The organism is Pontibacter sp. E15-1 (assembly GCF_022601975.1).
Lineage (GTDB): Bacteria > Bacteroidota > Bacteroidia > Cytophagales > Hymenobacteraceae > Pontibacter.
The window spans coordinates 1-25,642 of the sequence record NZ_JAKVIR010000039.1 but is presented as its reverse complement, the minus strand read 5'-3'; the positions used below and the strand labels follow the sequence as shown (position 1 = coordinate 25,642).

General features: G+C 54.0%; 20 protein-coding genes. 10 read left to right on the top strand and 10 right to left on the bottom strand.

From position 1 onward, the window contains the following. Nucleotides 1-55 precede the first annotated feature (55 nt). The 3 genes from MKJ04_RS21180 to MKJ04_RS21170 form a co-directional block, all read right to left on the bottom strand. Nucleotides 56-301, bottom strand: a complete 246-nt coding sequence (locus MKJ04_RS21180) for a hypothetical protein (RefSeq protein WP_241643955.1) — start codon at nt 299-301, stop codon at nt 56-58. 661 nt (nt 302-962) lie between these two features. Next, a complete protein-coding gene (locus MKJ04_RS21175) occupies nt 963-2,120 on the bottom strand; it encodes an iron-containing alcohol dehydrogenase (protein WP_241643953.1) in 1,158 nt (385 codons plus the stop codon). 118 nt (nt 2,121-2,238) lie between these two features. Further along, the gene (locus tag MKJ04_RS21170) at nt 2,239-3,249 is read right to left on the bottom strand and encodes an NADP-dependent oxidoreductase (protein ID WP_241643975.1); all 1,011 of its coding nucleotides are present in this window, start codon (nt 3,247-3,249) and stop codon (nt 2,239-2,241) included. Between the two features lie 371 nt (nt 3,250-3,620). Here MKJ04_RS21170 and efp point away from each other — a divergent pair, with 371 nt between their 5' ends. From efp to MKJ04_RS21150, 4 genes are all read left to right on the top strand, one after another. Then, a complete protein-coding gene (gene efp / locus MKJ04_RS21165; RefSeq protein ID WP_241643951.1) occupies nt 3,621-4,184 on the top strand; it encodes an elongation factor P in 564 nt (187 codons plus the stop codon). Nucleotides 4,185-4,187: 3 nt separating this feature from the next. Next, on the top strand, nt 4,188-4,679 hold the full coding sequence (gene accB / locus MKJ04_RS21160; protein ID WP_241643948.1) for an acetyl-CoA carboxylase biotin carboxyl carrier protein: 492 nt from the start codon (nt 4,188-4,190) through the stop codon (nt 4,677-4,679). A gap of 98 nt (nt 4,680-4,777) precedes the next feature. Beyond that, nucleotides 4,778-6,121, top strand: coding sequence for an acetyl-CoA carboxylase biotin carboxylase subunit (gene accC, locus MKJ04_RS21155; RefSeq protein WP_241643947.1), 1,344 nt, complete (start codon nt 4,778-4,780; stop codon nt 6,119-6,121). A 490-nt stretch (nt 6,122-6,611) separates the two neighbouring features. Beyond that, nucleotides 6,612-7,748 (top strand): alpha/beta hydrolase, encoded by a 1,137-nt coding sequence (locus MKJ04_RS21150; protein WP_241643945.1) that lies wholly within the window; start codon nt 6,612-6,614, stop codon nt 7,746-7,748. 98 nt (nt 7,749-7,846) lie between these two features. Here the strand turns inward: MKJ04_RS21150 and MKJ04_RS21145 are convergent, their stop codons facing one another. Together MKJ04_RS21145 and MKJ04_RS21140 are read right to left on the bottom strand one after the other, a co-directional pair. Beyond that, nucleotides 7,847-8,422 carry a DUF3109 family protein gene (locus MKJ04_RS21145; protein WP_241643943.1) on the bottom strand — a complete coding sequence of 192 codons (576 nt, stop codon included), beginning with the start codon at nt 8,420-8,422 and terminating at the stop codon, nt 7,847-7,849. 141 nt (nt 8,423-8,563) lie between these two features. After that, nucleotides 8,564-10,186, bottom strand: a complete 1,623-nt coding sequence (locus MKJ04_RS21140) for an ankyrin repeat domain-containing protein (RefSeq protein WP_241643941.1) — start codon at nt 10,184-10,186, stop codon at nt 8,564-8,566. A gap of 25 nt (nt 10,187-10,211) precedes the next feature. Between MKJ04_RS21140 and MKJ04_RS21135 the strand changes: the two genes are divergently transcribed. Together MKJ04_RS21135 and MKJ04_RS21130 are read left to right on the top strand one after the other, a co-directional pair. Continuing rightward, a complete protein-coding gene (locus MKJ04_RS21135) occupies nt 10,212-10,496 on the top strand; it encodes a hypothetical protein (protein WP_241643939.1) in 285 nt (94 codons plus the stop codon). Further along, nucleotides 10,484-12,730, top strand: coding sequence for an ATP-dependent helicase (locus tag MKJ04_RS21130; protein ID WP_241643937.1), 2,247 nt, complete (start codon nt 10,484-10,486; stop codon nt 12,728-12,730). Before MKJ04_RS21135 ends, MKJ04_RS21130 begins: the two co-directional genes overlap by 13 nt. 33 nt (nt 12,731-12,763) lie before the next feature. Here the strand turns inward: MKJ04_RS21130 and MKJ04_RS21125 are convergent, their stop codons facing one another. Beyond that, complete coding sequence (locus MKJ04_RS21125; RefSeq protein WP_241643935.1) at nt 12,764-13,138, bottom strand: DUF4296 domain-containing protein; 375 nt, start codon at nt 13,136-13,138, stop codon at nt 12,764-12,766. A 58-nt stretch (nt 13,139-13,196) separates the two neighbouring features. On the opposite strand from MKJ04_RS21125, the gene MKJ04_RS21120 reads away from it, so the two are divergent. The 4 genes from MKJ04_RS21120 to MKJ04_RS21105 all read left to right on the top strand — a co-directional run bounded on the left by MKJ04_RS21120 (nt 13,197) and on the right by MKJ04_RS21105 (nt 16,988). Beyond that, a complete protein-coding gene (locus tag MKJ04_RS21120) occupies nt 13,197-14,078 on the top strand; it encodes a DUF58 domain-containing protein (RefSeq protein WP_241643933.1) in 882 nt (293 codons plus the stop codon). Continuing rightward, on the top strand, nt 14,071-14,988 hold the full coding sequence (locus tag MKJ04_RS21115) for a hypothetical protein (RefSeq protein WP_241643931.1): 918 nt from the start codon (nt 14,071-14,073) through the stop codon (nt 14,986-14,988). Before MKJ04_RS21120 ends, MKJ04_RS21115 begins: the two co-directional genes overlap by 8 nt. Next, on the top strand, nt 14,972-16,024 hold the full coding sequence (locus MKJ04_RS21110) for a vWA domain-containing protein (protein ID WP_241643929.1): 1,053 nt from the start codon (nt 14,972-14,974) through the stop codon (nt 16,022-16,024). Before MKJ04_RS21115 ends, MKJ04_RS21110 begins: the two co-directional genes overlap by 17 nt. 280 nt (nt 16,025-16,304) lie before the next feature. Continuing rightward, a complete protein-coding gene (locus MKJ04_RS21105; RefSeq protein ID WP_241643927.1) occupies nt 16,305-16,988 on the top strand; it encodes a YggS family pyridoxal phosphate-dependent enzyme in 684 nt (227 codons plus the stop codon). Between the two features lie 84 nt (nt 16,989-17,072). Here MKJ04_RS21105 and MKJ04_RS21100 read toward each other — a convergent pair whose 3' ends face one another. From MKJ04_RS21100 to MKJ04_RS21085, 4 genes are all read right to left on the bottom strand, one after another. Then, nucleotides 17,073-19,082: a heavy metal translocating P-type ATPase gene (locus MKJ04_RS21100; protein ID WP_241643925.1), complete on the bottom strand. Its 2,010-nt coding sequence runs from the start codon at nt 19,080-19,082 to the stop codon at nt 17,073-17,075. 28 nt (nt 19,083-19,110) lie between these two features. Then, nucleotides 19,111-20,319, bottom strand: coding sequence for an efflux RND transporter periplasmic adaptor subunit (locus tag MKJ04_RS21095; protein WP_241643923.1), 1,209 nt, complete (start codon nt 20,317-20,319; stop codon nt 19,111-19,113). Between the two features lie 25 nt (nt 20,320-20,344). After that, nucleotides 20,345-24,739, bottom strand: coding sequence for a CusA/CzcA family heavy metal efflux RND transporter (locus tag MKJ04_RS21090; protein WP_241643921.1), 4,395 nt, complete (start codon nt 24,737-24,739; stop codon nt 20,345-20,347). A gap of 111 nt (nt 24,740-24,850) precedes the next feature. Further along, entirely contained in the window at nt 24,851-25,168 is a 318-nt protein-coding gene (locus MKJ04_RS21085) for a DUF6660 family protein (RefSeq protein ID WP_241643919.1), read from the bottom strand. Between the last annotated feature and the right edge of the window lie 474 nt (nt 25,169-25,642).

The following is a 25,642-nucleotide window of genomic DNA, read 5'->3' as shown; positions in this document are numbered from 1 at the left end:
AGCAAGGTGGCGCGCTGTTTTATGTATTGGTGTGTTTATTACAAATGGGGAATTGCTATTGCATTTCCTCCTGCTCCATATATTCCCACATGGCTTCTTCGCTGGAGCCGGTTTTAGCGGCATAGATAAGCATGGTGGTATAAACGGCGATCAGCAGGAAACTAAGCGGAATAGAAAAGACAAAGGATACGACCAATGTTTTGACAGGATCCGGCTTTGAGCTCATTTTGGTAGAGGCATACCAAAAGAACAAAACATTAAATATTCCGGAAAGCGCTACAAAATTGATAATGTCTAACATCGGCTAAAAATTTATAGTCTGGCTGAACGTGCGACTGCACATGCATAAGCAATTTAGATTAGAAATCTGGCTTCGCTCCGTCCTTGCCAACTGTGTTTGCTAGTCTTTTTCTAAAACTGCTTAATGCAATTTAGAAGTCTAATTTATAAAACACAAACATTCAGCAGAAAATATTATCAGTCACTACAATAATTGACTACCAAATACCCCTATGGATCTTAAAATATGCGTTACAGCTCCAATTATAAGAGTTATGCAAATGAGTGATAACTCACCTAATTTGTGATTAGTATTAAGAATATATAGCGATGCATACGATGTAGTAACCTGATCTACGAAATAAATATCAACAAAGTACCAAAAAATACATCCTATTATTTTCTAAACCCTCTTTATGACCCTCGATTAGTATCAAAGCAACATTTATTTTAACGTTAGCGCCGAAAATTAGTTAAATGCTAAAATGTATTATAAAGGGGTAGAAGAACCAGCTTGAATTAGTAACAATAGATTTTAGTGATGAAAACAGATGAGCCGCTTTATAAATAATGCATCCGCTTAAATACGGCTATAAATGAAAATTTGTTCATTTGTGATATCAAAAAAGTGGCCCGCTGCATGACGTGCAACGGGCCTCTTTACAATAGGAACTTGCGATGCTTTAAAGACTCATCATCAGAATCTGCTGCACATCATCAATCTGGATATCGGCGCGTTCCCCTAGGTTTTTCACGCCGCGTTCCTGAAAACGCTTGACAATCGTCTTCACGGTATCCTCTCCCACCTCGTAATCCGAGAGTTTCGTCCTGATGTCAAGCGACTCAAAAAACGAAACGGTTGCCATTACGGTTGCTTCCAGGCGCTCATCTTCTGTGCCGGCATCAACGCCCCAGATACGCTCCCCATATTGCAACAGCTTCTCTCTTTTCTCTTTGCCTTTATACCGAAGGAGCGAAGGGAGCACCACCGCAAGTGTACGGGCGTGGTCTATACCGTGCAAAGCGGTTAGCTCATGCGCTATATAATGTGTGGCCCAGTCGGTGGGCACGCCAACCCTGATCACCCCGTTCAGCGCCATCGTCGCGCTCCACATGATGTTGGCCATGGTGTCATAGTCCTGTGGGTTGTGTATCGCCTTAGGCCCTTCCTCTATCAGCGTGAGCAGAATCGACTCTGCCATACGGTCTTGCAAGGGTGCGTTCACCGGATATGTCAGATACTGCTCCAGCACGTGCGTGAAAGCATCGACTATACCATTGCTCACTTGCCGCAGCGGCAACGTGAAAGTAGTTTCCGGATCCAGGACAGAAAACTTAGGGAAGGTGAATGGGCTACTAAATGCTAGCTTTTCTTTGGTTGAGACACGTGTAACCACAGAGCCGGAGTTCATTTCAGAACCTGTGGCTGGCAGGGTTAGTACAGCGCCAAACGGCACGGCGCGCTCCACGGGCACCCGCTTTGTCATGATGTCCCAGGGGTCTTCGCCCTCAAACTCCATGGCGGCTACGATGAACTTGGTGCCATCCACCACGGAGCCCCCTCCCACTGCCAGCACAAAATCGATTTGCTGGCGCTTAGCAATCTCCACGGCCTGCATCAGCGTCTCGTAGTGCGGGTTCGGCTCAATATTACTGAACTCTATAACGGTATGGCCCTTGAGGGCAGTCATTACCTGCTCGTAAACGCCGTTTTTCTTGATGCTCCCCCCACCGTAGGTTACCATAACTCGGGCTCCTGCCGGAATCTCATCAGCAATCGCGCTGATCTGGCCCTTGCCAAATAATATTTTAACTGGATTATAGAAATTGAAATTATTCATGGTGAATATAAAAGAGTGATATAGAATACATATTATATAGTAGGCACGCTGCCTAAGTGTACGTTTGCTGTAGAATCGCAGTATACATGTGCGTCTACAGTAAACCTATACAAATTGATCAGGATCCCAGGTCTGCTACTTTTACCAATAGCTTTCCGGTGTTATCCCCGGTGAAAAGGCCTAAGAACGCCTCAGGCAGTTGTTCGAAGCCTTCTTTTACGGTCTCCTGGTATTGCAGTTTGCCTTCTCTGACCCAAGTGGCCAACTCTTTAGTGGCCGTACCGAATTCACTAGCAAAGTCGCTCACGATGAACCCTTTCATCAGCGCGCTCTTTTTCAGGAGAATCGGCTCTACACGCATACCCGTGGCTGGGGCAGTATTGTTGTAGTAAGCGATCTGGCCGCAGATGGCAATTCGCGCGAATTTATTGATGAACAGCAGGACAGCATCAGAGATCGGTCCGCCCACATTGTCAAAGTATACATCCACGCCGTTGGGGCAAGCCTGTGCCATGGCTGCATTCAAGTCTGGGGTGGTTTTGTAGTTGATGGCCTCGTCGAAGCCCAGCTGATCTTTCAGGTAGGCCACCTTTTCATCGGAACCGGCAACGCCTACCACGCGGCAGCCCTTTAGCTTGGCTAACTGCCCTACCACAGTGCCCACCGCTCCGGCAGCTCCCGACACAACCACGGTTTCGCCCGCTTTTGGTTTCCCGATATGGAGCAGCCCGAAATAGGCGGTTTGGCCCGGCATGCCCAGTATACCCAGGTAATAACTTAAGGGCGCCACATCGGGGTCTACCCGATGGAGGCCCTGCCCCGAATGGATACTATACTGCTGCCAGGGCAGACCGCCGATAACAACGGCCCCTTTCGGGTAAAGCGAGCTGCGGCTCTCCACAACCTCTGCTACCACGCCCCCAACAATCGGCTTGCCTATCTCATAGGGCGCGACATAGGATTTTGCGTCACTCATTCTGCCGCGCATATAGGGATCCACGGAGATGTAGAGCGCCTTCAAGAGCACCTCGCCGTCTTGCAGGTCGCGAAGCTCGGTGTCTGTCAGTTTGAAGTTTTCTGTAGTTGGCGCCCCCACAGGACGGCTTTCTAATATATAGGTTTTGTTCATGATTTTGTAGTAAAGCAAATCGGTAAGTGAATGAGGGTACAACCAACCACTAGTGGTTTTGTTTAACGCGGCCTAAAAGTATATCCTCCAACGGTGCCTCAAACAATGGTGCAATTATTTCGGTCTCAACAAATTAAGTATCGCTATGGGCAGGATAAGCCTGAAAAGGCACTTACACAAACCGAACCCGCCCGGTGCAACGTGGTTATTTCGAAAGGATCCGGGCTATGCCGCGAGGCAAATTTAAAACCCGTTGAAAGGTTCATCTTTCGCAACAATTACAGCAGAATCCCTAACTTTACTTTGCAAGACAGCAAAAACAGAAGTACTTTTACTCCTTATTTAAGAGACATTAACAAGAGTATATTTGTATGGCAACTACCGCTGATATCAAAAACGGAGTGTGTATTGAGTTCAACCATGACTTATATGTGGTGACAGAGTTCCAGCACGTAAAGCCGGGAAAAGGTCCTGCATTTGTAAGAACCAAGCTTAAGAGCATTAGAACCGGCAAAGTGCTTGACAACACCTTCTCAGCCGGCCATAAAATCACGACTGCCCGCGTAGAGCAGCGCCCGCACCAGTTCATCTACAAAGACGATATGGGGTATAACTTTATGGACATGAACACTTTTGAGCAGGTGACCCTGCAGGCGGACATGGTGCCCTTCGCGGATCTGATGAAAGAAGGCCAGGAAGTAACGATTCTGTATCACGCTGAGCTGGAAACGCCGCTCACCTGCGAGATTCCTCCCTTTGTGGAACTGACGATCACGTATACGGAGCCAGGCCTGAAAGGCGACACCGCCACCAATGCCTCTAAACCAGCCATCGTGGAAACGGGTGCAACCATACAAGTGCCGCTGTTCATCGGGCAGGATGAGAAAATCAAAGTAGACACCCGTACCTATTCATACGCAGAGAGAGTTAAATAAAACATGAAAGCTAAAGAAATCCAGGAGCTAATCGACTTCATCGCCAAATCCGGCCTGAACAAAGTAAACATCGAAACGGAGGAGTTTAAGATCTCTGTCCAGCGCGATCCGAACCAGAAGGTAAAGTACGTGAAAGAGCCCATGGCCGCTGCGCCTGCTCCAGCACCCGTGGCCGCTCCCCCCGCAGCCATACCTGCAGCGGCTCCAGCCGCCGCTCCTGCTGCCCCGGCTGCACCTGCCAGCGAAGAAAGCAAGTATGTGGCCATCAAGGCCCCAATGATCGGTACCTTTTACCGCGCCTCCAGCCCGGACCTGCCTGTTCTCGTGAATGTGGGTGACGAAGTAAAGCAAGGACAGGTAATCTGCATTATCGAAGCCATGAAGCTTTTCAACGAAATTGAGTCTGAGGTGTCGGGCAAGATTGTGAAGGTGCTCGTAGACAACGCCAACCCGGTGGAGTACGATCAGCCGCTGTTCCTGGTAGATCCTTCCTGATTAGGAATTACGAATTAAAAATTAGTGGTAAACGGGCATATAATCCCCTCCTACTCACTATCCATAATTTCTGATTGCTAATTCCTAATTCGAAAAGTATGTTTAAAAAGATACTCATCGCCAACCGTGGCGAGATTGCCCTGCGCATCATCCGGACATGCAAGGAGATGGGCATTAAAACGGTGGCCGTCTACTCTACCGCCGACAAGGAAAGTCTGCATGTGCGCTTTGCCGACGAGGCCGTTTGCATCGGTCCTCCGTCCAGCGCGCTTTCTTACCTCAATATCCCGAACATCATCGCGGCCGCCGAGATAACCAATGCGGATGCCATTCACCCGGGGTATGGGTTCCTGTCTGAGAACGCGGAGTTCTCGCGCATCTGCGCTGAAAACCACATAAAGTTCATCGGAGCCTCACCGGAAATGATCAACTCCATGGGAGACAAGGCATCTGCCAAGGCAACCATGAAAAAAGCCGGAGTGCCTACCATTCCGGGATCTGAGGGACTTCTCAGTTCTGTGGAAGAGGGCATCAAGATCGCCAACAAGATTAAGTACCCGGTTATTCTGAAGGCAACAGCAGGCGGCGGCGGACGCGGCATGCGCATCGCCCACAACGACTCCGAGTTCGAAAAAAGCTGGAACGATGCCCGCACCGAGGCAAAAGCCGCATTCGGCAACGATGGGATCTACCTGGAGAAATTCGTGGTAGAGCCGCGCCATATCGAGATTCAGCTCATTGGAGACCAGTATGGCAACGTGGCGCATCTTTCGGAGCGGGACTGCTCCATACAGCGCCGCCACCAAAAGCTGGTGGAAGAGACTCCCTCCCCGTTCATCACCGACAAGCTTCGCGACAAGATGGGCAAGGCAGCCGTAGAGGGTGCCAAGGCGATCCGTTACGAGGGTGTGGGCACGATTGAGTTCCTGGTAGACAAGAACCGCGACTTTTACTTCATGGAGATGAACACGCGGATTCAGGTGGAGCACCCGATCACGGAAGAGGTGATTGACTTCGACCTGATCAAGGAGCAGATTAAAGTCGCCAGCGGTTCTAAAATATCGGGCAAAAACTATTACCCGAAGATGCACGCCATTGAGTGCCGCATCAATGCCGAGGATCCGAAGAACAACTTCCGCCCTTCTCCGGGCAAAATCACGACCCTGCACATGCCGGGTGGCCACGGGGTACGCGTCGATTCGCATGTATACTCCGGCTACGTGATCCCACCTAACTACGACTCGATGATTGCGAAGCTCATCGTGAGCGCCCAAACACGCGAGGAGGCCCTGGTGAAGATGAAGCGCGCCTTGAGTGAGTTTGTGATTGAGGGTGTGAAGACAACCGTGCCTTTCCACCTGAAACTGATGGACGACCCCGGCTTCAAAGCTGGAAACTTCACGACCTCCTACCTCGATACGTTTGACTTCAAGGATTTGTAAATAGCTGCAAATCAATTTCGCAAAACGCCCCGGCCATATGTATGACCGGGGCGTTTTGCGTTTAAAGGTTTTTTCGATGATGTACCACACTGTAGTGCCTGGCAAAATCACCTTAGCCCTATATAGCCATTAAAGGTTTAATACAAATCCATCTAATCACCAAAGAGAGATACCACATGACGATATTTTAATTATTCTTATATATGCATATTACCAAGGACTAAAAAATGGCTACAGCGGAACTGCTACAAACCCTCCAAAATAAGTATAGTCGACCATAAGTTGCTAAATAAATCGCTCTGTATCCATGCTAAAGATGATCATTTCAATTGCTGTTGGTATGCACCCATGTATCGGTTAGGGTCATACAGTGTTAGTTATAAATATAATAGGGAAAAAATCACCAATATGGTATAGAACAAAATCCAGACGACGTTAAAACATCGTATGTAGCTCAAATCATTTTATTATATAAAAACACAAATACTCTATGAAAACAATTATTAAACAAAAGAATGGGAGAATGATTAACCAAAAAGCTGGATGGTTTAGATTAATGAGCCTGATGACTATCGTAGGTTTTCTTGGGCTAATGCCATCGTGCAAAATTAATGAGAACAAGGACTTTGAACCAAAAGGCCCGAAGCCTGAGTGGGGACCGACCATTACCGACGAAATGCTCACCGTGATTGAGACACTCGATAGCCTGACTGTAGGCCCTCCGTTAACTGAACGCACGGCTGAGGAAGCACGTATGGCGCCAACGCCAGCGGATGCCGTTAAGGTAGTTATCAAGAAAAAGAATATCACAGTGCCGCCATCCATGGTGGATACCACCGGACGTGATATTGCGGTTGATGGAGGGATGATACATCTTCGGGTTTATACCCCTAAAAACGCTACTGGTGCACTGCCAGGGATTGTGTATTACCATGGCGGTGGCTGGGTAATCGCGGGAATCGACACGTATGACGCTTCTACCCGCGCTTTAGCTGAGAAAGTGGGTGCTGTCGTGGTTTCTGTAGCATACCGTCAGGCACCTGAGCATATGTTCCCGACAGCGCATGAGGACTCTTTTACAGCTTATGAGTGGGTAGTGAACAATGCCGCATCTGTGGGTATAGACCCCGCTCGAATTGCTGTGGCCGGCGAAAGTGCGGGAGGCAATCTAGCTGCTGCTGTCAGTATGATGGCCAAGATGCGCAATGTGCAGTTACCCATACACCAACTGTTAGTGTACCCGATTGCAGGGTATGATTTTAACACGCCATCCTATATGCAGTATTCGAATGCCAAACCGCTGAGTAAGCCATTGATGAAGTGGTTCTTCGATAAATACCTCTCCACCCCGGCGGATGCCCAGAACCCATGGATATCGTTGGTAAAAGCGCCTATGTCGAGCCTGCAGGGACTGCCTTCTGCTACCGTAATCAACGCGGAGATTGACCCGCTACAGAGCGAGGGCCAGACGTATGCTGCCAGGCTTAAGGATGCTGGCGTAAAAGTAACTTCAAAAGTGTACAAGGGTGTAACACACGAGTTCTTCGGTATGGCTGCAGTGCTTCCACAGGCCCGCGACGCGCAGGAGCTTGCCGTGACCGAGCTCAAAGAAGCTTTTGCAAAATAATTTAAAAGGAAACTCAACTTGAAGCCTTTAAAAAGAAACCCCCACCAAATTGGTGGGGGTTTCTTTTTAAAGGCTGTTTATATTCAAATCCTCCAGCATCAGGCGGGCTTTTCATCTTCTGCAATCATCTTTTCCAATTCCCCATACCATGCCTCGCCATACTTCCGGATCAGGGGCTCTTTCAGGAACTGGTAAACCCGTACCCCCAGGTCCTGCCCAAAGTTGCAGGCCGCGCTGCATATGCCCCAGCGGTCATAGTTCAGGGCCTCAAAGTCATCGTATTTCGTAACCCGGATGGGGTATAAATGGCAGGAAATCGGTTTGTGCCAGCTGGTCTTGCCATCCAGATAGGCCTGTTCGATGGCGCACTTCAGGGTTTTGTCCGCGTCGTATATGGCGTAGGCGCACTCTCTGTTGTTGATCGTGGGGGTAGAGTAATCGCCTTCCCAGTCTTTGATGTACAGCCCTTGCTCTTCCACGGCATGCTTTCCGGCACCGGTCATGTATGGCTTAATCTGCTCGTAACTTTCCGCCAAAACCGCCAACTCGCTTTCCTCCAGCGGCGCGCCCAGGTCGCCCTCCACGCAGCAGGCCCCTTTGCACTTCTCGAGGTTACACACAAAAAACTGGTCGCGCACGTCATCGCTGATGACTGTATTCTGTAGTACTATCATACTTTACTCAGGACATTGAAAGGCAGATGAAAACGCCAGCTGCCGGGCATTGTTTGGGAGACAAAGGTAACCATAAAATAGTTTAATCCGGCTCCCGCCTTGCCGCACCTTTCCGGCAGCAGCTCGATACATAACGCAGGCCTACCGTGGCTGAGGCGAGCCGGAAGCCAGGAGGATGTTCTTCACGTTTAGATGTTTGGTATAATCGATGGCGGCTTTCTGGCTGTTGTCCAGCAGTTTCGGGTCCGCGCCAGCCTGCAGCAGCGCCACGATAACCTCGTAGTTGGCGTCCATTTCACAGGCCAGCATCAAGGCTGTTTTTCCTTCCATGTTTTTGATATTGGGATTTGCCCCGGACTGCAGCAGTTTCTCCAACTCCATAATGCCGATGTGCTGCCCGATAGTGGCCTGCAGCGCCTGGGCCAGCACCGTGTTGCCTTGCTTGTCCTGTATATTGAGGTCGGCGCCGCTTTTGATGAGGGTATCCAGTAACTCCACCTGCTCCGTCTCATACAGCTCCGACTTTACCCTGGAACTGCTCACCACGTAGTGGAGGGCCGTTTTGCCGTCATAGTCCTGCGCGTTCACCTTTGCTCCTTTGCGCAGCAGCTGCGTCACGGTTTTCAGGCGCACTTCAGGCTCATAGGTTGTTCCGTAGTCCTCCAGAAGCATCGGGACGTATACCGTGTGCATCAGCGGCGTGCGCCCGTGCAGCGCTGCGGTATACTCATCGGGCACGGCGAGGGTGTTCACATCCCCGCCTGCGGCGATGGCCCGCTGCAGCATCATCGGGTCGCGGCTAATCGACGCGATCACCACTTTCTGGTCTGGGGTCTGGTTGATGTACAGCAGCTGCTCGTAGGCGCTCACGCTTCCCTTTGCCACCGCCTTGCGGTAGAGCTGGCGTGCCGAGTCCACTTTCACCTCTCCCAGCGTTCCTTCCTCATACAACAGCGCCAGGGTATAGGAAGCTTCGCGCTCCCCGGCCTGCACGCCTTTTTTGAGCCAGTATACCGCTTTGTCGTAGTCTTTCTTCACCCCCTCGCCGTTGAGGTATAAATTGGCCAGAGCCGTGTATGCCGCCACATCCTGCGCTTCGGCTGCACGACTCAGGTAATTAAAGGCCAGCCCCTTATCCACCATCTCACCAAAGCCGGTATAATACATGCTTCCCAGAATCCGGTTACAAAACGCGTCCCCTTCCACGGCCTTCTCCCGGATGTCCATGGCGGCGGTGCGCATGTGCTGGGTAAAGATGCGCATGTCATCTTTTGTGCGGAGCGTCATCATCTCGGCCTGACCCAGATGCCCAAGCACGCTGCCCTGGTCCAAGGCAAGCTGGTAGTAGTAACTTGCGGAGTCCTTGTCGGCGGAGAAATATTTTTCTGCGTTCTGGATCTGCTGCAGCGTGTCGATTTTTACCTGGTCATACTGCAACTCACGGTACTGGTGCATGCGCCCGATAAAATAATTGGCATCCGCATCGCCCTGCGCAGCGGCCTCCCTGAACTTGGCATACGCCTCCGGGAAACGCAACGACTTGTAATGCACCATGGCCACATCCATCAGAGGCGTGCGCCATATTTTTTTGGCCGCAGCCGGAGCCACGGAAGCCGCTGGCTTGGCTACCACCGTCGAGCCGGGCTTTACAGCGGCGGTTGTGGTGGCAGTGCTTTTGGGTGCAGGCTTTTTGGTCTTTGTTTGGGCCACACCTGCATGGCTAACGCCGCCTAGCAAGAGGATCAACAGTAAATGCTTTATCATTGGAATCGGGGTAAAGTATCTGGTCATGCTGGAGTATGAAACGCCGAAAAATTTTCGCAAAGTAATCAACTCTGCGGCTGTAATTCAAAAAGAAGGCAGACAGCGGGCAAAAAAGGTGCTTCCGCCTGCAAAATACGCGCTTAATCCTAAACGCTTTGCAGCCCATTCCTGTTCAAAGGGGGGCGCTTCCGGCTGCAAACCAGTGCAGGAGCCGTGCCAAAAGTGGCGGAGCGGTTCAGAAAACGGAATTGTATTCGTAAATTGCATTGATTTAAAGACGCACGCGGAAGAGAAGAAATGGATCAACTAAGCTTATTGAACGAATCGCAACGCAACGCTGTGCTGCACAAAGACGGGCCCGCCATGATTATCGCTGGCGCAGGCTCCGGAAAAACAAGAGTACTTACCTTCAGGATCGCCCAGCTCATCAGCCAGGGTGTGGATCCGTTCAACATACTGGCCCTTACCTTTACCAACAAGGCGGCAAAGGAAATGCGCCACCGGATTGAGAAGGTGATCGGCAACGAGGCCAAAAACATCTGGATGGGCACCTTCCACTCTGTCTTTTCCCGCATCCTGCGGGCCGAGGCCGATAAAATCGGTTACCCGAAGAGTTTCACCATATACGACTCAGACGACTCCAAAACACTCATTCGCAACATTGTGAAGGAGATGAACCTGGACGACAAGCTGTATAAGCCCAATGTGGTGCTGGGCCGCATCTCCTCAGCCAAAAACAAGCTGATCTCTGTGAAGCAGTATGTCAACGACCCGGTAATCCAGGCGGATGACGATGCTGCCATGCGCCCGAAGATCGGCAAAATTTACGAGATGTACCAGAACCGCTGCTTTCGGGCCGGCGCCATGGACTTCGACGACCTGCTGTTTAACACGAACGTGCTCTTTAAAGACCACCCCGACGCGCTGAACAAGTACCAGAACATCTTTAAGTTTGTGATGGTGGATGAGTATCAGGACACGAACTACTCGCAATACCTGATCACGCGCAAGTTGGCTGCTCAAAACCGCAACATCGTGGTGGTGGGCGACGATGCGCAGTCTATCTACGCCTTCCGGGGAGCGGATATCCAGAACATCCTCAACTTTGAGCGCGACTACCCCGAGCTGGAGGTGTTTAAACTGGAGCAGAACTACCGCTCCACTAAAAACATCGTGCACGCGGCTAACTCGGTCATCAAAAATAACCAGGCACAGCTCCGCAAGGAAGTTTTCACGGACAACGAGCAGGGACCGCTGATCGAGGTGATCAAAGCCAACTCCGACAACGAGGAGGGCAAGCTGGTGGCCACCACCATTTTTGAGGAGAAAATGGGCAACCACTTCTCCTACGACGACTTTGCCATCCTGTACCGCACCAATGCGCAGTCCAGAGCCATGGAAGAGGCCCTGCGCCGCATGAACATCAAGTATAAGATCATCGGCGGCCTGTCCTTTTACCAACGCAAGGAGATCAAGGACCTGATCGCCTACCTGCGCCTTACCGTGAACCCGAACGACGAACAGGCCTTGCGCCGCATCATCAATTACCCCAAGCGCGGCATCGGCGAAACCACCGAGCAGAAGATATTCGTGATCGCCAACGACACAAACCATGCGGTATGGGAGGTCGTGATGAACGCTGGGGAGTTTCTGGGTAACCGCGTGGGCACGGCCATCGAGAATTTCTCGATGATGATCCGGGACTTTGCGCGCATCGCCGAACACAGCGACGCCTACGAAGTGGCCAAGCACGTGGCCAAACACTCCGGGCTGGTAGACGACCTGTATGCCGACAAAACCGTGGAGGGGCTGGCACGCTACGAGAACATCCAGGAGCTGCTGAACGGTATAAAGGAGTATGTGGACGACCCGGAGAAGGAAGACAAGAGCCTCTCCGCTTTCCTTCAGGACATTGCCCTCATCACCGACGCCGACACGAAGGCCGACGATGGCAGCGAGTTTGTGACCCTGATGACGATCCACTCAGCCAAGGGGCTGGAGTTCAAGAATGTGTTTATCGTGGGTATGGAAGAGAACCTTTTCCCGAGCCAGATGATGCTTAACTCCCGCGCCGACCTGGAAGAGGAGCGCCGCCTGTTTTATGTGGCCATCACGCGCGCGGAGAAGAAGCTATACCTCACTTACGCCACCAGCCGCTACCAGTGGGGCAACCTGCGCTCGTGCGAGAAAAGCCGCTTTTTAGATGAGATCGACCCAAAGTATATCAACTTCAAGTACGGCGACGGCGGAAGCTCCGGCAATAGTGGCGGCGTTTTTGACCGGGTGCTACAGCGCAAGAGCAGCCTGGTTTCCCCGCCGCCCCGCAAGCAGGTAGCCAGCAATTATACCCCTCCCGTCGACTTCGCGCCGAGCGACACATCCAACCTGGCGGCAGGTATGAAAGTGGAGCACCCCAAGTTCGGCTTTGGCGTGGTGAGCAAAATCGACACCCAGGGCAACAGCACAAAAGCCATCATCGAGTTTGAGGAAGTGGGCGAAAAAACGCTCCTGCTCAGTTTCGCTAAGATTAAAATACACAGCTAGGGGCCTTTCGGTGCAGCAGCGGAGGCAACGCCACTACTGCACCGAGTCCCGTATGATTTCCCGCTGGGCCGCCTTTATCCGCGACTCGCGCACACTCAGGGAGTCGACCACAACTTCGTAGAGCTTGTCCATCTCCTCTATATGCGTCAGGTAATAGCGGTAACTGTCCTCAAAGGCCTGCGGCTTTACGCCATACTTCTTCAGGATATCGGCCTGCTGCTCTGAGTATAGCACAAGCGCGGTGTCCGGGTAAGACACGTTGTGCTCTATAACGGCCTCAGCGGTATGGATGTCGGCCAGGATGCGCACCATCTTTTGGGTCGGCACCATGTTCGCGGGTTTGTCGTTGCCCTTGGACTGGCAGCCCAGCAGACAGCCGCAAAAAAGTAAGAGGAAAAGTCTTTTCACGGATGTAAATTACGAGATTATGTGGTAAATTTAAAATAACTCACGACGGCAGCAGTTCATGAAAGAGCTTGTAAAGAAGCTTCGCAAATACGAAATCCGCATACGCAAGGCCATTACCACACAGATGCAGGGCGACTTCCACTCTGTGTTTAAAGGCACCGGACTGGAGTTTGACGACGTGCGCGCCTACCAGTATGGCGACGATGTGCGCTCCATCGACTGGAACGTGTCGGCAAAGGGCCACGGCACCTTTGTGAAGACCTACCGGGAGGAGAAAGAGCAGTCGGTTTTCCTGATGCTCGACGTGAGCGCCTCGCAATCCATCGGCACCGGCGAACAGCAGAAGATAGACGTGGGCAAGGAGATCTGCGGCGTGCTGGCCTTTTCGGCGGCGCGGCAGCAGAGCCAGATTGGCATTATCTGCTTCTCCGACCAGAAAGAAAAATACATCAAACCGGCCAAAGGCATCCAGCAGGCCTACAGTATCATCAAAGCCCTGAGCGAACTGGAGCCCAAGTCCGGCAAAACCAACCTGGCTGCCGGTATACGGCTGACGCTGGACATTATCAAGCGCCGCAGCATCATCCTGCTCCTCTCCGACTTTATTGACCTCAGTTACGAGAAAGAGCTGGCCATGCTGGCCAAACGGCACGACCTGATTGTGCTGCACCTGCAGGACGTGCGGGAGCACCGCCTGCCGCCCATGGGCATTGTGCCGATAGTGGACAAGGAGTCAGGCCGGACGGTATGGCTGAACACCTCGGGTGAGGAGTTTCAGAAGCGCTACCTGGCGCAGTACACGCAGAACAAGGAGAGCCTGATGCGCCTCTGCCAGAAGTACCAGGCCAATTACCTGACCATCGAGACAAACGAGGATTATGTGCCGCAGCTCGTCAACCTGTTCCGGCTGCGTAACCTGTCAACCAAGAAAAGTGCGTAAACATACCCTGCTCCTGCTTTTCAGCATCCTGCATACCATGGCCTGGGGGCAAATCCCGAAACCCGAGGGCGGCTTTGCCCGCGACACAGCCAAGCTGGGCGAGCTGCTGCAGTATACCCTGGTGCATCGGCACGCGGCCGCGCAGGAGGTTATACTGCCCTCTGAGCAGTATGATTTCACGCCTTTTGAGCTGGTTCGGAAAGACTTTTTCCCGACCTCTACCAAGGCCGGCATCAGCACCGACAGCGCCGTGTATACCCTCCGCACCTTCCAGACAGACCCGGTGCAGCAGCTGGGGCTTCCGGTTTACGTGCTGGGCGAGCGAGACACACAGACGGTTTATACCCAGCCATCCAAACTGATAGTGGCGCAGCTGGTTAAAGGCCCGCTTGCGTTGCAAGAGCCACTGGCCATTAAATCGAACACCACGCTGGCCCTGGTAGAGGAGCGCTTTAACTGGCCTGCCCTGTTGCTCTGGATCGTGGCCTCCACCACACTGCTCGCGTTGGTTTGGTTTATACTCGGGCAACCCATCCTGCGCAAATACAAGCTGTACCGCCTCCGAAAAGACCATGTGTACTTCGCCTCCCGATACAACACGCACGAAGAGCGCTTTAAAAAAGCCGGCTCGCTGCAAAGCCTGGAAAAGGCCGTGTCGCTGTGGAAAAATTACCTCACCAAGCTGGAGCGGAGCGCCATCAACTCCTTCACCACCAAGGAGATCGTTGAGTTTTACGAAAACGACGAGGAGGTAAACACCGCGCTCCGCATCTGCGACAAGGCCATATATGGCAACCTCCAGACCGAGTCGGAGGGCGAAACGAACCTGGCGCTCGGCATGTTGCGCCGCTTTGCCAAGAGCCGTCACAAAATTCAACGAGACTATATTCGGAATGCTAAGAGTAACTGAGAATTTCTGGGACTGGCTCAGCCTGGAGTGGTTCAGCTACGGCACCCTGCGCTCCTTCGACTGGGTATACCCGCTGGTTTTGTATGCGCTGCCCGTGGTGCCGCTGCTGTTTTTGCTCAAGTGGCTTTTTACCCTGAACACTCGCAACAAGCTGGAGCTGGCTCTGTTTGAGGGCAAAGTGAGCTGGCAGTGGAGCAGTGTGCTGCGCCACCTGCCCAACCTGCTCTATGTGCTGTTTATGCTGCTGGTGATTGTGGCGCTGGCCCGCCCGCAACGCGTGAACGAGCAGGTGGAGCAAACGGCCGAGGGCATCGACATTGTGCTGGTGCTGGATGTGTCTGGCTCAATGGAACTGCAGGACATCCAGCCGGACCGACTGACGGCGGCAAAGGAGGTGGCGCTTGACTTCATAGGCGGGCGGGTTCAGGACCGCATCGGGATGGTGGTGTTTGCTGGCGATGCCTACTCCCTCGCGCCCCTCACCACCGATTACCAGCTGCTGCGCGAAAACATCAACTCCATTGGCTTTAAGATGATCCCCAACGACGGCACGGCCATCGGCAGCGCCCTGGCTGTGGCCATCAACCGCATGCGCGACTCGGGTGCCAAGAGCAAGGTCATCATCCTGATCAGCGACGGTGAGAACACCGCCGGAAGCCTGGACCCCGAACTGGCCGCGCAACTGGCCTACGCTTACGGTATAAAACTTTATACCATCGGGATCGGAAAAGACGGGCAGGTGCCGTATACCGACACCGAAACCGGGAAAACGCTTTTTGTGGAGACGCAACTGGACGAAAGCTCCCTCCGGAAAATAGCCACAGTGGGCGACGGCAGCTTTTACCGGGCCGACAGCAAGGATGCCCTGCAGCGCATCTTCCAGAACATCAACCGGATGGAAAAGACGGAGGTGACCGAGAAACGCTTCCGCGACACGCAGGATTATTATCAGGTATACCTCAAGTGGGCCCTGCTCCTTCTCCTGCTTTGGATGCTCCTCAAAAACACCTTTATCACAAATGTGCTGGATGATTGATTTTTTTGGCGTATCACGGTTTTAGTAGCACGATACTCGTATCACGTAGCACGATACTCGTATCACGTTTTCAAGTTCATATAAGATTTAGGTACTGGAAAGGCTTCCGAAGAAACACGGCTTTGCAATTTGATGTAGATTGCAGCAAAAGGTTAGCAGCATGTCTGAAGTCGATTCTTCTAAATATGTAAGCATCGATTTTATATATGTTTGACCAATTTTGTCGTGCTACGTGATACGAGTATCGTGATACTAAAATCAATCAACTAAACCCTACACTATGTCTATAGCAGAGAACATACTATACTTCGACGAACAGTTGCGCAACACGCCTTGCCGCCTGGTGGCCGTTTCGAAAATGCACCCCATCGAGAAAATAAAAGAAGCGTATGATGCCGGGCACAGGCTGTTCGGCGAGAACAAGGTGCAGGAGTTGATCGACAAGCGCGAGTTGCTGCCCCACGACATCGCCTGGCACCTGATTGGCCACCTCCAAACGAACAAGGTAAAGTACATCGCCTCGTTTATCGATACCATCCAGTCGGTGGACAGCCTGAAGCTGCTGCAGGAAATTGAAACGCGGGCCGAACGGTTTGCCCGCACGGCACCGATCAACTGCATGCTCCAGATCTCCATCGCGGACGAGGAAACAAAGTTTGGGATGAGCTACGATGAGGCGTTCGCTTTGCTGCAGTCGGAGGAGTACCGGCGGATGCAGTATTTGCGCATTACGGGGGTGATGGGCATTGCCACAAACACCGAAGACGAAAACAAGCTGCGCCAGGAGTTTATATACCTCCGCGAGTGTTTCCAGAACCTGAAAGACACCTTTTTCATGGGCAGTGACTATTTTCGGGAGATCTCGATGGGCATGACCTCGGACTGGCAACTGGCCGTAGCCGAAGGAAGCACCATGATCCGGGTGGGCAGCGGCATCTTTGGCGCGCGCAATTATACCAAATAGATTTCCTGTAGCAGACAACCCTTTTCAGGGGCAGAGCCATACCTAACTGGTAGCGCGCGCTGCCCCTATAGGTATAAGTTGGTTTTAATCGAATTTCATCCGCTGGATACGCACTGCATTCAGGATGGCCAGCAAGGCCACACCAACGTCGGCGAACACGGCCTCCCACATGGTGGCCAGGCCGCCGGCACCCAGGAGCAGCACTATGGCCTTCACAGCGAAGGCGAGCGTGATGTTCTGCCACACGATCTGTTTCGTCTTTTTGCCGATATTTATGGCCGTGGCGATGCGGGAAGGGTGGTCTGCCTGTATCACCACATCCGCCGTTTCAATTGCCGCGTCTGATCCCAAAGCGCCCATGGCCATACCCACGTCTGCCAGCGTGATGACCGGAGCATCGTTGATGCCATCCCCTACGAAAGCCACTGTCCGGCCCTCCGCTTTCAGGCGCTCCACATGGCTTACCTTGTCCTGAGGGAGCAACCCGCCGTAAGCCTCATCAAGTTGTAACTCCCGGGCAACTTTCTGCACAATCGAGTCTTTGTCGCCCGAGAGCATCACCAGCTTCTTGACGCCCAGTTCCCGCATGCGCTGCACGGCAAGTGGCGCGTCTGCCTTCACTTTGTCGGCGATGGTGATATACCCGGCGTACGCTCCATCCACGGCAACCAGCACGATCGTCTCCACAATCTCCTTCAACTTGGCGTCGTACGGCACCTTGTATTTCTCCAGTAACCTGCCGTTTCCGACCAGCAGCTGCTTTCCGTCTACCTCCCCCTTCAGGCCGTGGCCGGAAATCTCCTCCACACCATGCACAGCCATACGTTGGCCAGCCTGTCCGGCTTCCTCCACAATGGCTTTCGCGATTGGGTGGGTGGACTTGCTTTCCAGCGCGGCAACCGCCGACAGAAACCAAGCCTTGTCGGGCAGCGTTGTTTGCACCTCCTGCACCTTAAAAACGCCCTCGGTCAGGGTGCCCGTTTTGTCCATCACCACAGTGTCTACCTGCGTCATCTGGTCCAGGAAGTTGGCTCCTTTGAAGAGCAGGCCGTTGCGCGAGGCCGCCCCGATGCCGCCGAAATAGCCCAGGGGTATGGAAATAACCAAAGCGCAGGGGCAGGAGATCACCAGAAAGATGAGCGCCCGGTATAGCCACTGGTCGAAATCATACCCCTCTACAACAAAGTATGGGACCACGATGAGCCCCAGGGCCAGGAAAAAGACAATGGGCGTGTATACCTTAGCGAATTTCGTGATGAACTGCTGCGTCTTGGCTTTGCGGCTCCCGGCCTGTTCCACCATTTGCAGAATCTTGGACAGGGCGCTGTTCTCGTAGGGTGAGGTCACGCGCAGCTCGATCACGCGGTCCAGGTTGATCATACCCGCCAGCACCGTTTCGCCCTTCGTCTTGGTATCGGGCTTCGACTCTCCGGTGAGGGCGGCAGTGTTGAAAGAGGACCTGTCGGTGAGCAGCTCGCCGTCCAGCGCGACTTTCTCGCCTGCCTTCACCTGCACCACATCCCCGACCTGTACTGTTCTGGCTTTCACGGTAGTGATGCCCTGCTCCGAAACCAGTTCCACTTCGTCGGGCCTGTTGTCGATCAGGGCTTTGATGGAGCGCCGGGAACGCAGCACAGCCGCCTCCTGAAAGTGCTCCCCAATCACGTAAAACAACATCACGGCTACCCCCTCGGCATACTCCCCGATGTAAAAGGCACCCAGGGTAGCCATACTCATCAGGAAAAACTCGTTGAAAAAACTGCCGCGCATGCTTTTGATGGCATGCCATACCACCCGCCAGCCCACCAGCAAATAGGCGATGCCGTACACGACGGGCCGCACATACCCCACGAACCAGGGCGTGTCGAGGTAGTCGAGCAGGAGGCCGCCCAACAAGAGCGCCAAACTGATGGCCGTGGGCAGGTAAGACGCCTTTGCCTCTTCCTCGGCATGGGCATGGTCTTCGGCACCCGGCTGGTATATGGCATTTCCATCGGCGTCGAAGCTCGGGCCGGGAGCCTCCGCTGTTCGCGGAGAAGTGATCTCCAGCGGCTTGAAATCTTCTTCTTTATCGTTGTTTTCTGTGTGCTTCATCTTTCGGTTTTAAAGTAGTTTTACAACGTTAATGGTGCCCGCCCTCTTCATCTTCTGCATTGCGCAGCTTTGACAACAGCGAATACGCTCCCTTCGTGACGAACTGGGCGGATGCGGCATCCACAGTAGCGGGCAGGGCCACCTGCGCATATCCGCCCTCCGTCACGCCCTTCTCGACAGGCACCAACCGGAACTTCATCAGGGTGGCTTCCCCCTCTTTTTCCTCTCCCAAAAACAGGAAGACGGCATCCCGGCCCTGGTCCTGCACCACGGCGGCTTCGGGCAGGGCCAGCAGTTGCTGCCCGTTCAGGGCCACCTGCGCCTGCACATACATGCCTGGCACCAGGTCTTTGTCTTCGTCCTCCATGTGGGCGTGTACCCGCACTGTACGCTCAGGGCTTATCTCTTTGCCGATCAGGTAGATGGTGGCTTTTCGGTGCGCTGTGGCCTCTCCGGGGAGCGCGTAACGCACTACCTGGCCTTTTTTCAGGGAGGCGACGTCTTTCTCAAACACCGTGAGCTCCACGTGCAAATGCTCCGTGTCCGCTATCCGGAACAGCACGTCGGTCGGGTTTACGTATTGCCCGATGTTAGCGTTGATCAGGGTGACATACCCCTCGATCGGGGAATAGAGCGGGAGAATACGGCTGATTTTGCCCGCCTTCAGGGTAGCAGGATTCAGGCCTACGATCCGGAGCCTTTCTGCCAGGGCCTCTACCTGGGCGCTGGCTGTCCGGTACTCTGCGGTAGCCTGCTGAAAGGTTTTGGCCGAAGTAACCTGCTCTTCTGAAAGTTCCTGTTGCCGCTCATACTCCAGTTTCAGAAAATCGAGCCGGTTGTTGGCCTCCAGATACTGCTGCTGCAGCGTTACAAACTCCGGGTTCTCAATCTTTGCGATCAGTTGCCCTTTCTTCACTTTCATACCCTCCAGCAGCTCGGTGTTTTTCACGAAGCCGCCCATCGGGGCGCTGACGGAGGCCAAGTTCTGAGGTGGCAGGTCGAGCATGCCCGTCACGGTTAACAGATGGCTCAGGCTGCGCATTTCGAGTTTGCCCAGCGCGATTCCGGCCACCTGGTATTGCTCCTGGGTTAAGGCTACTGCGAAGGGGCTTTCCTCGTGGTGTGCCCCGGCTTGCCCCTCTGCCTCAGCTTGCGCCGGCTCTGTCTTCTGCTCGCAGGCAGTAAAAATGAAACCGCTTAGTAAGAAGAGCACGGGTATATATAGGATCCTTTTCATGTCGGATAGGTTCAGCTTTAAGAGTTTAGCGTTGATTTTCGATGATGAACTGAAGCGCAATCACAGCCCTGTCGTAGGTATAAAGCGCCTCCAAATAGTTTGTCCGGATGGAGAGCGCCCTGTTGAGGCTGAGGATATAATTCTGATAGTCGATCTCCCCGGCCCGGTATGCCTTGGTGGCCTGGCGGATGATGAGTTCGGCCTGGGGCAGCGCCGTGCCCTCATAGTAGTCCAGACTGGCCTGGAGCTTGAGGGCCTGTTGCAGCGATGCCTCCAGGTCAGCCTCCAGCGTGTTCCGGGTTTGCCGCAGGTTTTGCTGCGCCAGTTGCGCTTCCAGTTTGGCGGCTTCGATCCGGCTTTTCTGGGGCTTTGCCCACAAGGGCACGGCTATACCGATAGACACTTCCTGGTTTGGCTCAAACTCCTCTGTTCCGGGTATGGCCTGGCTCCCGCCCAGGGTGCGGTTGGTATAGCCCAGCTTGAAGTCCGGAAGCAGCCGGGCCCGTTCCAGCTCGGTTTCCGCCTGCCGCAGTGCCACTTGCTGCCGCCCCAGCCGCAGTTGCGGGTTTTGCTCGAGCAGCTGCTCCGAAAGCGTCGGTAGCGGCAAACGGTGCAACGTGGAGTCAGCGGTGGCAAGCAGCGAGTCCGTGGCGAGAAGGGCCTGCAGCCGCTTCTGAAACACGGCCCTGTCGGCGGCGGCCTGAAACGCGCTGTTGCGAACCTCCGAGAGCTGGCTTTCTGCCGTGACTTTCTCCAGCAGGTTGGTCTCACCGGTTCTGAGCCTTACCTGGGCGGCCCTTAAAAATCCGGTATACAGGCTATCCTGATACGCCAGCAACTGGAGCCGCGACATGGCATACACCATTCCATAATAGTTCAGCCGCACCTCCCGCACAATTTCCCGCTCGCGTTGCGTCAGGTTCAGCCGGCCCGTTTCCACCAGGGCCTCAGCCACCTTCGCCTGCTTGCTGTATACCGTCGGGAAGGCCAGTGTTTGCGTCACCGACACCTCCTTGTCATACCTGCCCGAGGCCAGCTTGCCAGTGGTATACTGGAGCTGTGTCTTGTCGATATCCCAGGCGGCGCCCTTCAGGGTCTGATTTTTTTTCACGTTCAGCCGGGCTGCCTCCACGGATGGGTTTTGCCGAAGGGCGCTTTCCACGGCTTGCTCCAGGGTATAGACCCGCACAGGCTGCCCCTGTTGTGCCTGCGCCGTAGGCACGGGTGCTGCCAGAATAGCGGCTGCCGTGAGGAGGAGCAAGACGACAGGAGCCGAAAGGCGCAAGCCGCGCTCCGAACGGTCATTTTTCCGGGCGGCGTAGTTCTCCACGAGCACATACAGCACCGGCAGCACCACCAGCGTGAGCAGCGTGGCCGTCACCAGGCCGCCGATCACCACCGTTGCCAGCGGGCGCTGCACCTCGGCCCCTGCCCCCTGCGACAGCGCCATCGGCAGGAAACCCAGCGAGGCAACGGTGGCCGTCATGATCACGGGGCGCAGGCGGACACGCGTGCCGCGGAGCACGATCTCCCGCAGGTCTGTGAGGCCTTCCTTCTTCAGGTTGTTGAACTCGCTCACCAGAACGATGCCGTTGAGCACCGCCACCCCGAAAAGCGCTATAAACCCCACCCCGGCCGAAATGCTGAATGGCATCGCGCGCAGGTAGAGTGCCAGCACGCCACCAATGGCAGAGAGCGGTATGGCCGTGAAAATGAGCAGGCCATACTGCATCGAACCGAACGTGAAATAGAGCAGCACAAAAATGAGCAACAGAGCCAGCGGCACCGCGATGGAAAGCCGCTTCTGGGCCTCCTGCAGGTTTTCGAACTGCCCGCCGTAGGTTACGTAGTAGCCCGGTTCAAAATTTACCTGCTCTTCCACCTTCTGGCCGATCTCCTCCACAATGCTCTCCACATCGCGGCCCCGCACGTTAAAGCCCACCATAATGCGCCGCTGGGCATTGTCGCGCTGAATCTGGTTCGGGCCAGTTTTCATCTGGATATCGGCTACCTGCCGGATGGGGATCATCTCGCCCCTGGCAGAGGTCACGAATAGGTTCTGCATGTCGTCCATACTGCTGCGGTTCGCTTCGCTCAGGCGCACCACGAGGTCAAAGCGCCGCTCTCCCTCATATATCAGCCCCGCGCTCTGGCCGGCAAACCCCGTCTGAATCACCTGGTTCACCTCGTCAACGCTAAGGCCGAACTTGGCCAGCTGGTCGCGGTTATACGTCACCATGAACTGCGGCAAGCCGGTCACTTCCTCTACATACACATCCTGCGCGCCTTCTACCGTGCGGGCCACCCTCCCGATTTGCCCGGCGTAGGTGGTGAGCAGGTCCAGGTCCTCGCCGTATATTTTCAGCACCACGTCCTGCCGCGCCCCGGTCATCAGCTCGTTGAAGCGCATCTGGATAGGTTGCTGAAAGCCGAACGTTACGCCCGGAAGCACCTCCAATGCCTCTTTCATCTTTGCGGCAAGTTCCTCCCGGTTCGAGGCCGACACCCACTCGTCCCGGTCCTTGAGGATGATCATGAGGTCGGCCGCCTCGATGGGCATTGGATCCGTTGGAATCTCGCCGGAGCCGATTTTGGCCACTACCTCTTTCACCTCCGGGAAATTGTCGAGTATGATCTTCGAGGCTTTCTGCGTCATCTCGATGGTATGGCTCACCGAGCTGCCCGTCATCACGCGGGTTTCCACGGCAAAGTCGCCCTCCTCCAGGGTAGGTATAAACTCGCCGCCCATGTTGAGGAAGAGCAGCAGGCTGACGGCAAAGAGGGCGACGGCCGTGAGTATCACCACCAGTTTCCGGCGCAAGGCAAACCGGATTACCGGATCGTAGGCCCGATGGAAAGCCCCCATAATCTTATCTGAAACGGTTTTTTTGTGACTTATCTCTTTATTAAGAAACAGGGCGCTCATCATCGGCACGTAAGTCAGGGACAGCAGGAAAGCCCCGAGGATGGCAAAGGAGACCACCTGCGCCATCGGGCCGAACATGCGGCCCTCGGTGCCCACCAGCGCCAGGATGGGCAGGTATACAATCAGGATGATGATCTCGCCGAAAGCAGCGGCCGAGCGGATTTTCCGCGCCGACTCATATACCTCCTCATCCATTTCGGCCTGCGTGAGGCGGCGGCCCAGCCGGAGCAGCCCCAGGTGGTGCATCGTGGCTTCCACAATGATCACGGCCCCGTCCACGATCAGGCCGAAGTCAATCGCGCCCAGGCTCATCAGGTTGCCCGACACGCCGAACAGGTTCATCATCGAAATGGCAAAGAGCATCGCCAAGGGTATAACCGAGGCCACCACCAGGCCGGCACGCAGGTTACCCAGCAGCAGCACGAGCACGAAAATCACGATGAGCGCGCCCTCCGCCAGGTTCTTCGTAACGGTGCCGATGGCGTTGTCCACCAGCCTGGTGCGGTCGAGGAAAGGGTCTACAAAAACACCCTCGGGCAGGCTCTTCTCTATCTGCGCCATCTGTTCTTTCACGGCGGAGATCACTTTCGAGGAGTTGGCCCCTTTCAGCATCATCACGATGCCCCCCACTTTTTCCCCCTCGGTGTTGCGCGTGAGTGCCCCGTAGCGAACGGCATGGCCGAACTGCACCTCGGCCACGTCCCCGATCAGAATGGGCACCCCGTCCGGGCCGTTGCGCACCACCACTTTGCTGATGTCGTCGAGGCTGCTGAGCAAGCCCTCGCTTCGGATAAAGTAGGCATTGGGGTTTTTGTCGATGTATGCGCCGCCGGTGTTCTGGTTGTTCCGCTCCAGGGCCGTCATGATCTCCTGGATGCTGACGCGCATGCTGCGCAGGCGGGCCGGGTCGATGGCGACCTCATACTGTTTTACCTTGCCCCCGAAGCTGCTCACGTCGGCCACGCCGGGCGTGCCCAACAGCTGGCGCTTCACAATCCAGTCCTGGATCGTACGCAGCTCCACGGCAGTGTACGTTTGCTCAAAACCGGGTTTTGTGGCGAGCACATACTGGTAGATTTCTCCGAGACCCGTTGTGAGAGGGGCCATTTCGGGGGTTCCGATCCCCTGAGGGACGCGCTGTTTTGCCTCCCCCAGCCGTTCGTTTACCTGCTGGCGGGCCCAGTACTCGTCTACCTTGTCGTCGAAAACGATGGTGACGACGGAGAGGCCGAAGCGTGAAAAAGAGCGGATTTCCTCAACGTCGGGTATGGTGGCCATGGTCTGCTCCACCGGAAAGCTGATCAACCGCTCCACCTCCTGCGCGGCCAGCGAGGGCGACACCGTGATGACCTGCACCTGGTTGTTGGTGATGTCGGGTACGGCATCGATGGGCAGCTGCGTCAAGGAATAGCCGCCCCATACCACAAGCGCCAGGGTGAAAAGTCCGACGATGAGCTTGTTGTAAATGGAAAAATGAATGATTCTGTCTAACACCTTTATAAGTTTTGATCCCAAAGATTCACATGCCGGAAAAGGCATGCGCACACCTCCCTGAGCCCATACGGTGCCGGGAAAGTGAATTTAGATTCTTATCAAAAGAAAAGGTTACGCTTTGGGCGGATGCCAGAAAGCGAAAGAAGGAGAAAAGGAAGTTGCCCGCAGATAGGTACTCAGAGAAGTGCTTTGCGGCGTATGTTCGGGCGCCGGGAGCTTTGGCACGTGTGTGGCAAGCGTAATGCCGCCGCAGCAGTTGCACTCGCAAAGCGGAGAGCAAAGGTCAGCGTCCTGTGCGTCATCATGGTGTAGATCGTCAGCCTGCACGGTCGTGGGTCGGTCCTGGGCATACGCCGCGCCGCTGTCTGTGCACGGCAGGCACGACATGGCTAAAATCAGGATTCCCCAAATGAGCGTCAGGTACTTCATGCCTGCAAAGGTATAAAATTATGCGTAAAATATATATTCTCTTCGCATAAGCCCCTTTACCATAGCAAAAAGGCCATTTGTTTCGTAAGAAGCACGTGAAAATAAAAAGAGTTTAGTTTTCTAGACATTAAGCATGTATGACTTTGTTTCAGAACGCAGCATCCTTTATCCGTGTGTTCGCCTGAGTTCCCCTACCCCAGAAGTAGTGCGGAAAAACATCGATACAATGCAGCATTTGGAAAATACATATAGGACTTCGGAAACGATCAATCAAATGTCCGATTTTTAAAAATTACGTTTTGTTGCAATCGTAAACTCGTCCTGACTTTACCTTACCTCTTTCATCATTATTTTCGCGTAATTAAATTGTTAAATCTCGTGGCGATACTCCGTGCTCAGAGCATGTTTAAATTTCGTTTTTGGAAGCGAAAATTGTTCAGGAAGGGTTCTGGCGAAGCGTTTTTTGAGCCGCAT

What these genes read in the sequence shown, in the direction of transcription:
- MKJ04_RS21180 (WP_241643955.1), bottom strand. Translation starts at nt 301, where the DNA reads ATGTTAGACATTATCAATTTTGTAGCGCTTTCCGGAATATTTAATGTT.
- MKJ04_RS21175 (WP_241643953.1), bottom strand. Translation starts at nt 2,120, where the DNA reads ATGAATAATTTCAATTTCTATAATCCAGTTAAAATATTATTTGGCAAG.
- MKJ04_RS21170 (WP_241643975.1), bottom strand. Translation starts at nt 3,249, where the DNA reads ATGAACAAAACCTATATATTAGAAAGCCGTCCTGTGGGGGCGCCAACT.
- efp (WP_241643951.1), top strand. Translation starts at nt 3,621, where the DNA reads ATGGCAACTACCGCTGATATCAAAAACGGAGTGTGTATTGAGTTCAAC.
- accB (WP_241643948.1), top strand. Translation starts at nt 4,188, where the DNA reads ATGAAAGCTAAAGAAATCCAGGAGCTAATCGACTTCATCGCCAAATCC.
- accC (WP_241643947.1), top strand. Translation starts at nt 4,778, where the DNA reads ATGTTTAAAAAGATACTCATCGCCAACCGTGGCGAGATTGCCCTGCGC.
- MKJ04_RS21150 (WP_241643945.1), top strand. Translation starts at nt 6,612, where the DNA reads ATGAAAACAATTATTAAACAAAAGAATGGGAGAATGATTAACCAAAAA.
- MKJ04_RS21145 (WP_241643943.1), bottom strand. Translation starts at nt 8,422, where the DNA reads ATGATAGTACTACAGAATACAGTCATCAGCGATGACGTGCGCGACCAG.
- MKJ04_RS21140 (WP_241643941.1), bottom strand. Translation starts at nt 10,186, where the DNA reads ATGATAAAGCATTTACTGTTGATCCTCTTGCTAGGCGGCGTTAGCCAT.
- MKJ04_RS21135 (WP_241643939.1), top strand. Translation starts at nt 10,212, where the DNA reads ATGCTGGAGTATGAAACGCCGAAAAATTTTCGCAAAGTAATCAACTCT.
- MKJ04_RS21130 (WP_241643937.1), top strand. Translation starts at nt 10,484, where the DNA reads ATGGATCAACTAAGCTTATTGAACGAATCGCAACGCAACGCTGTGCTG.
- MKJ04_RS21120 (WP_241643933.1), top strand. Translation starts at nt 13,197, where the DNA reads ATGAAAGAGCTTGTAAAGAAGCTTCGCAAATACGAAATCCGCATACGC.
- MKJ04_RS21110 (WP_241643929.1), top strand. Translation starts at nt 14,972, where the DNA reads ATGCTAAGAGTAACTGAGAATTTCTGGGACTGGCTCAGCCTGGAGTGG.
- MKJ04_RS21105 (WP_241643927.1), top strand. Translation starts at nt 16,305, where the DNA reads ATGTCTATAGCAGAGAACATACTATACTTCGACGAACAGTTGCGCAAC.
- MKJ04_RS21100 (WP_241643925.1), bottom strand. Translation starts at nt 19,082, where the DNA reads ATGAAGCACACAGAAAACAACGATAAAGAAGAAGATTTCAAGCCGCTG.
- MKJ04_RS21095 (WP_241643923.1), bottom strand. Translation starts at nt 20,319, where the DNA reads ATGAAAAGGATCCTATATATACCCGTGCTCTTCTTACTAAGCGGTTTC.
- MKJ04_RS21085 (WP_241643919.1), bottom strand. Translation starts at nt 25,168, where the DNA reads ATGAAGTACCTGACGCTCATTTGGGGAATCCTGATTTTAGCCATGTCG.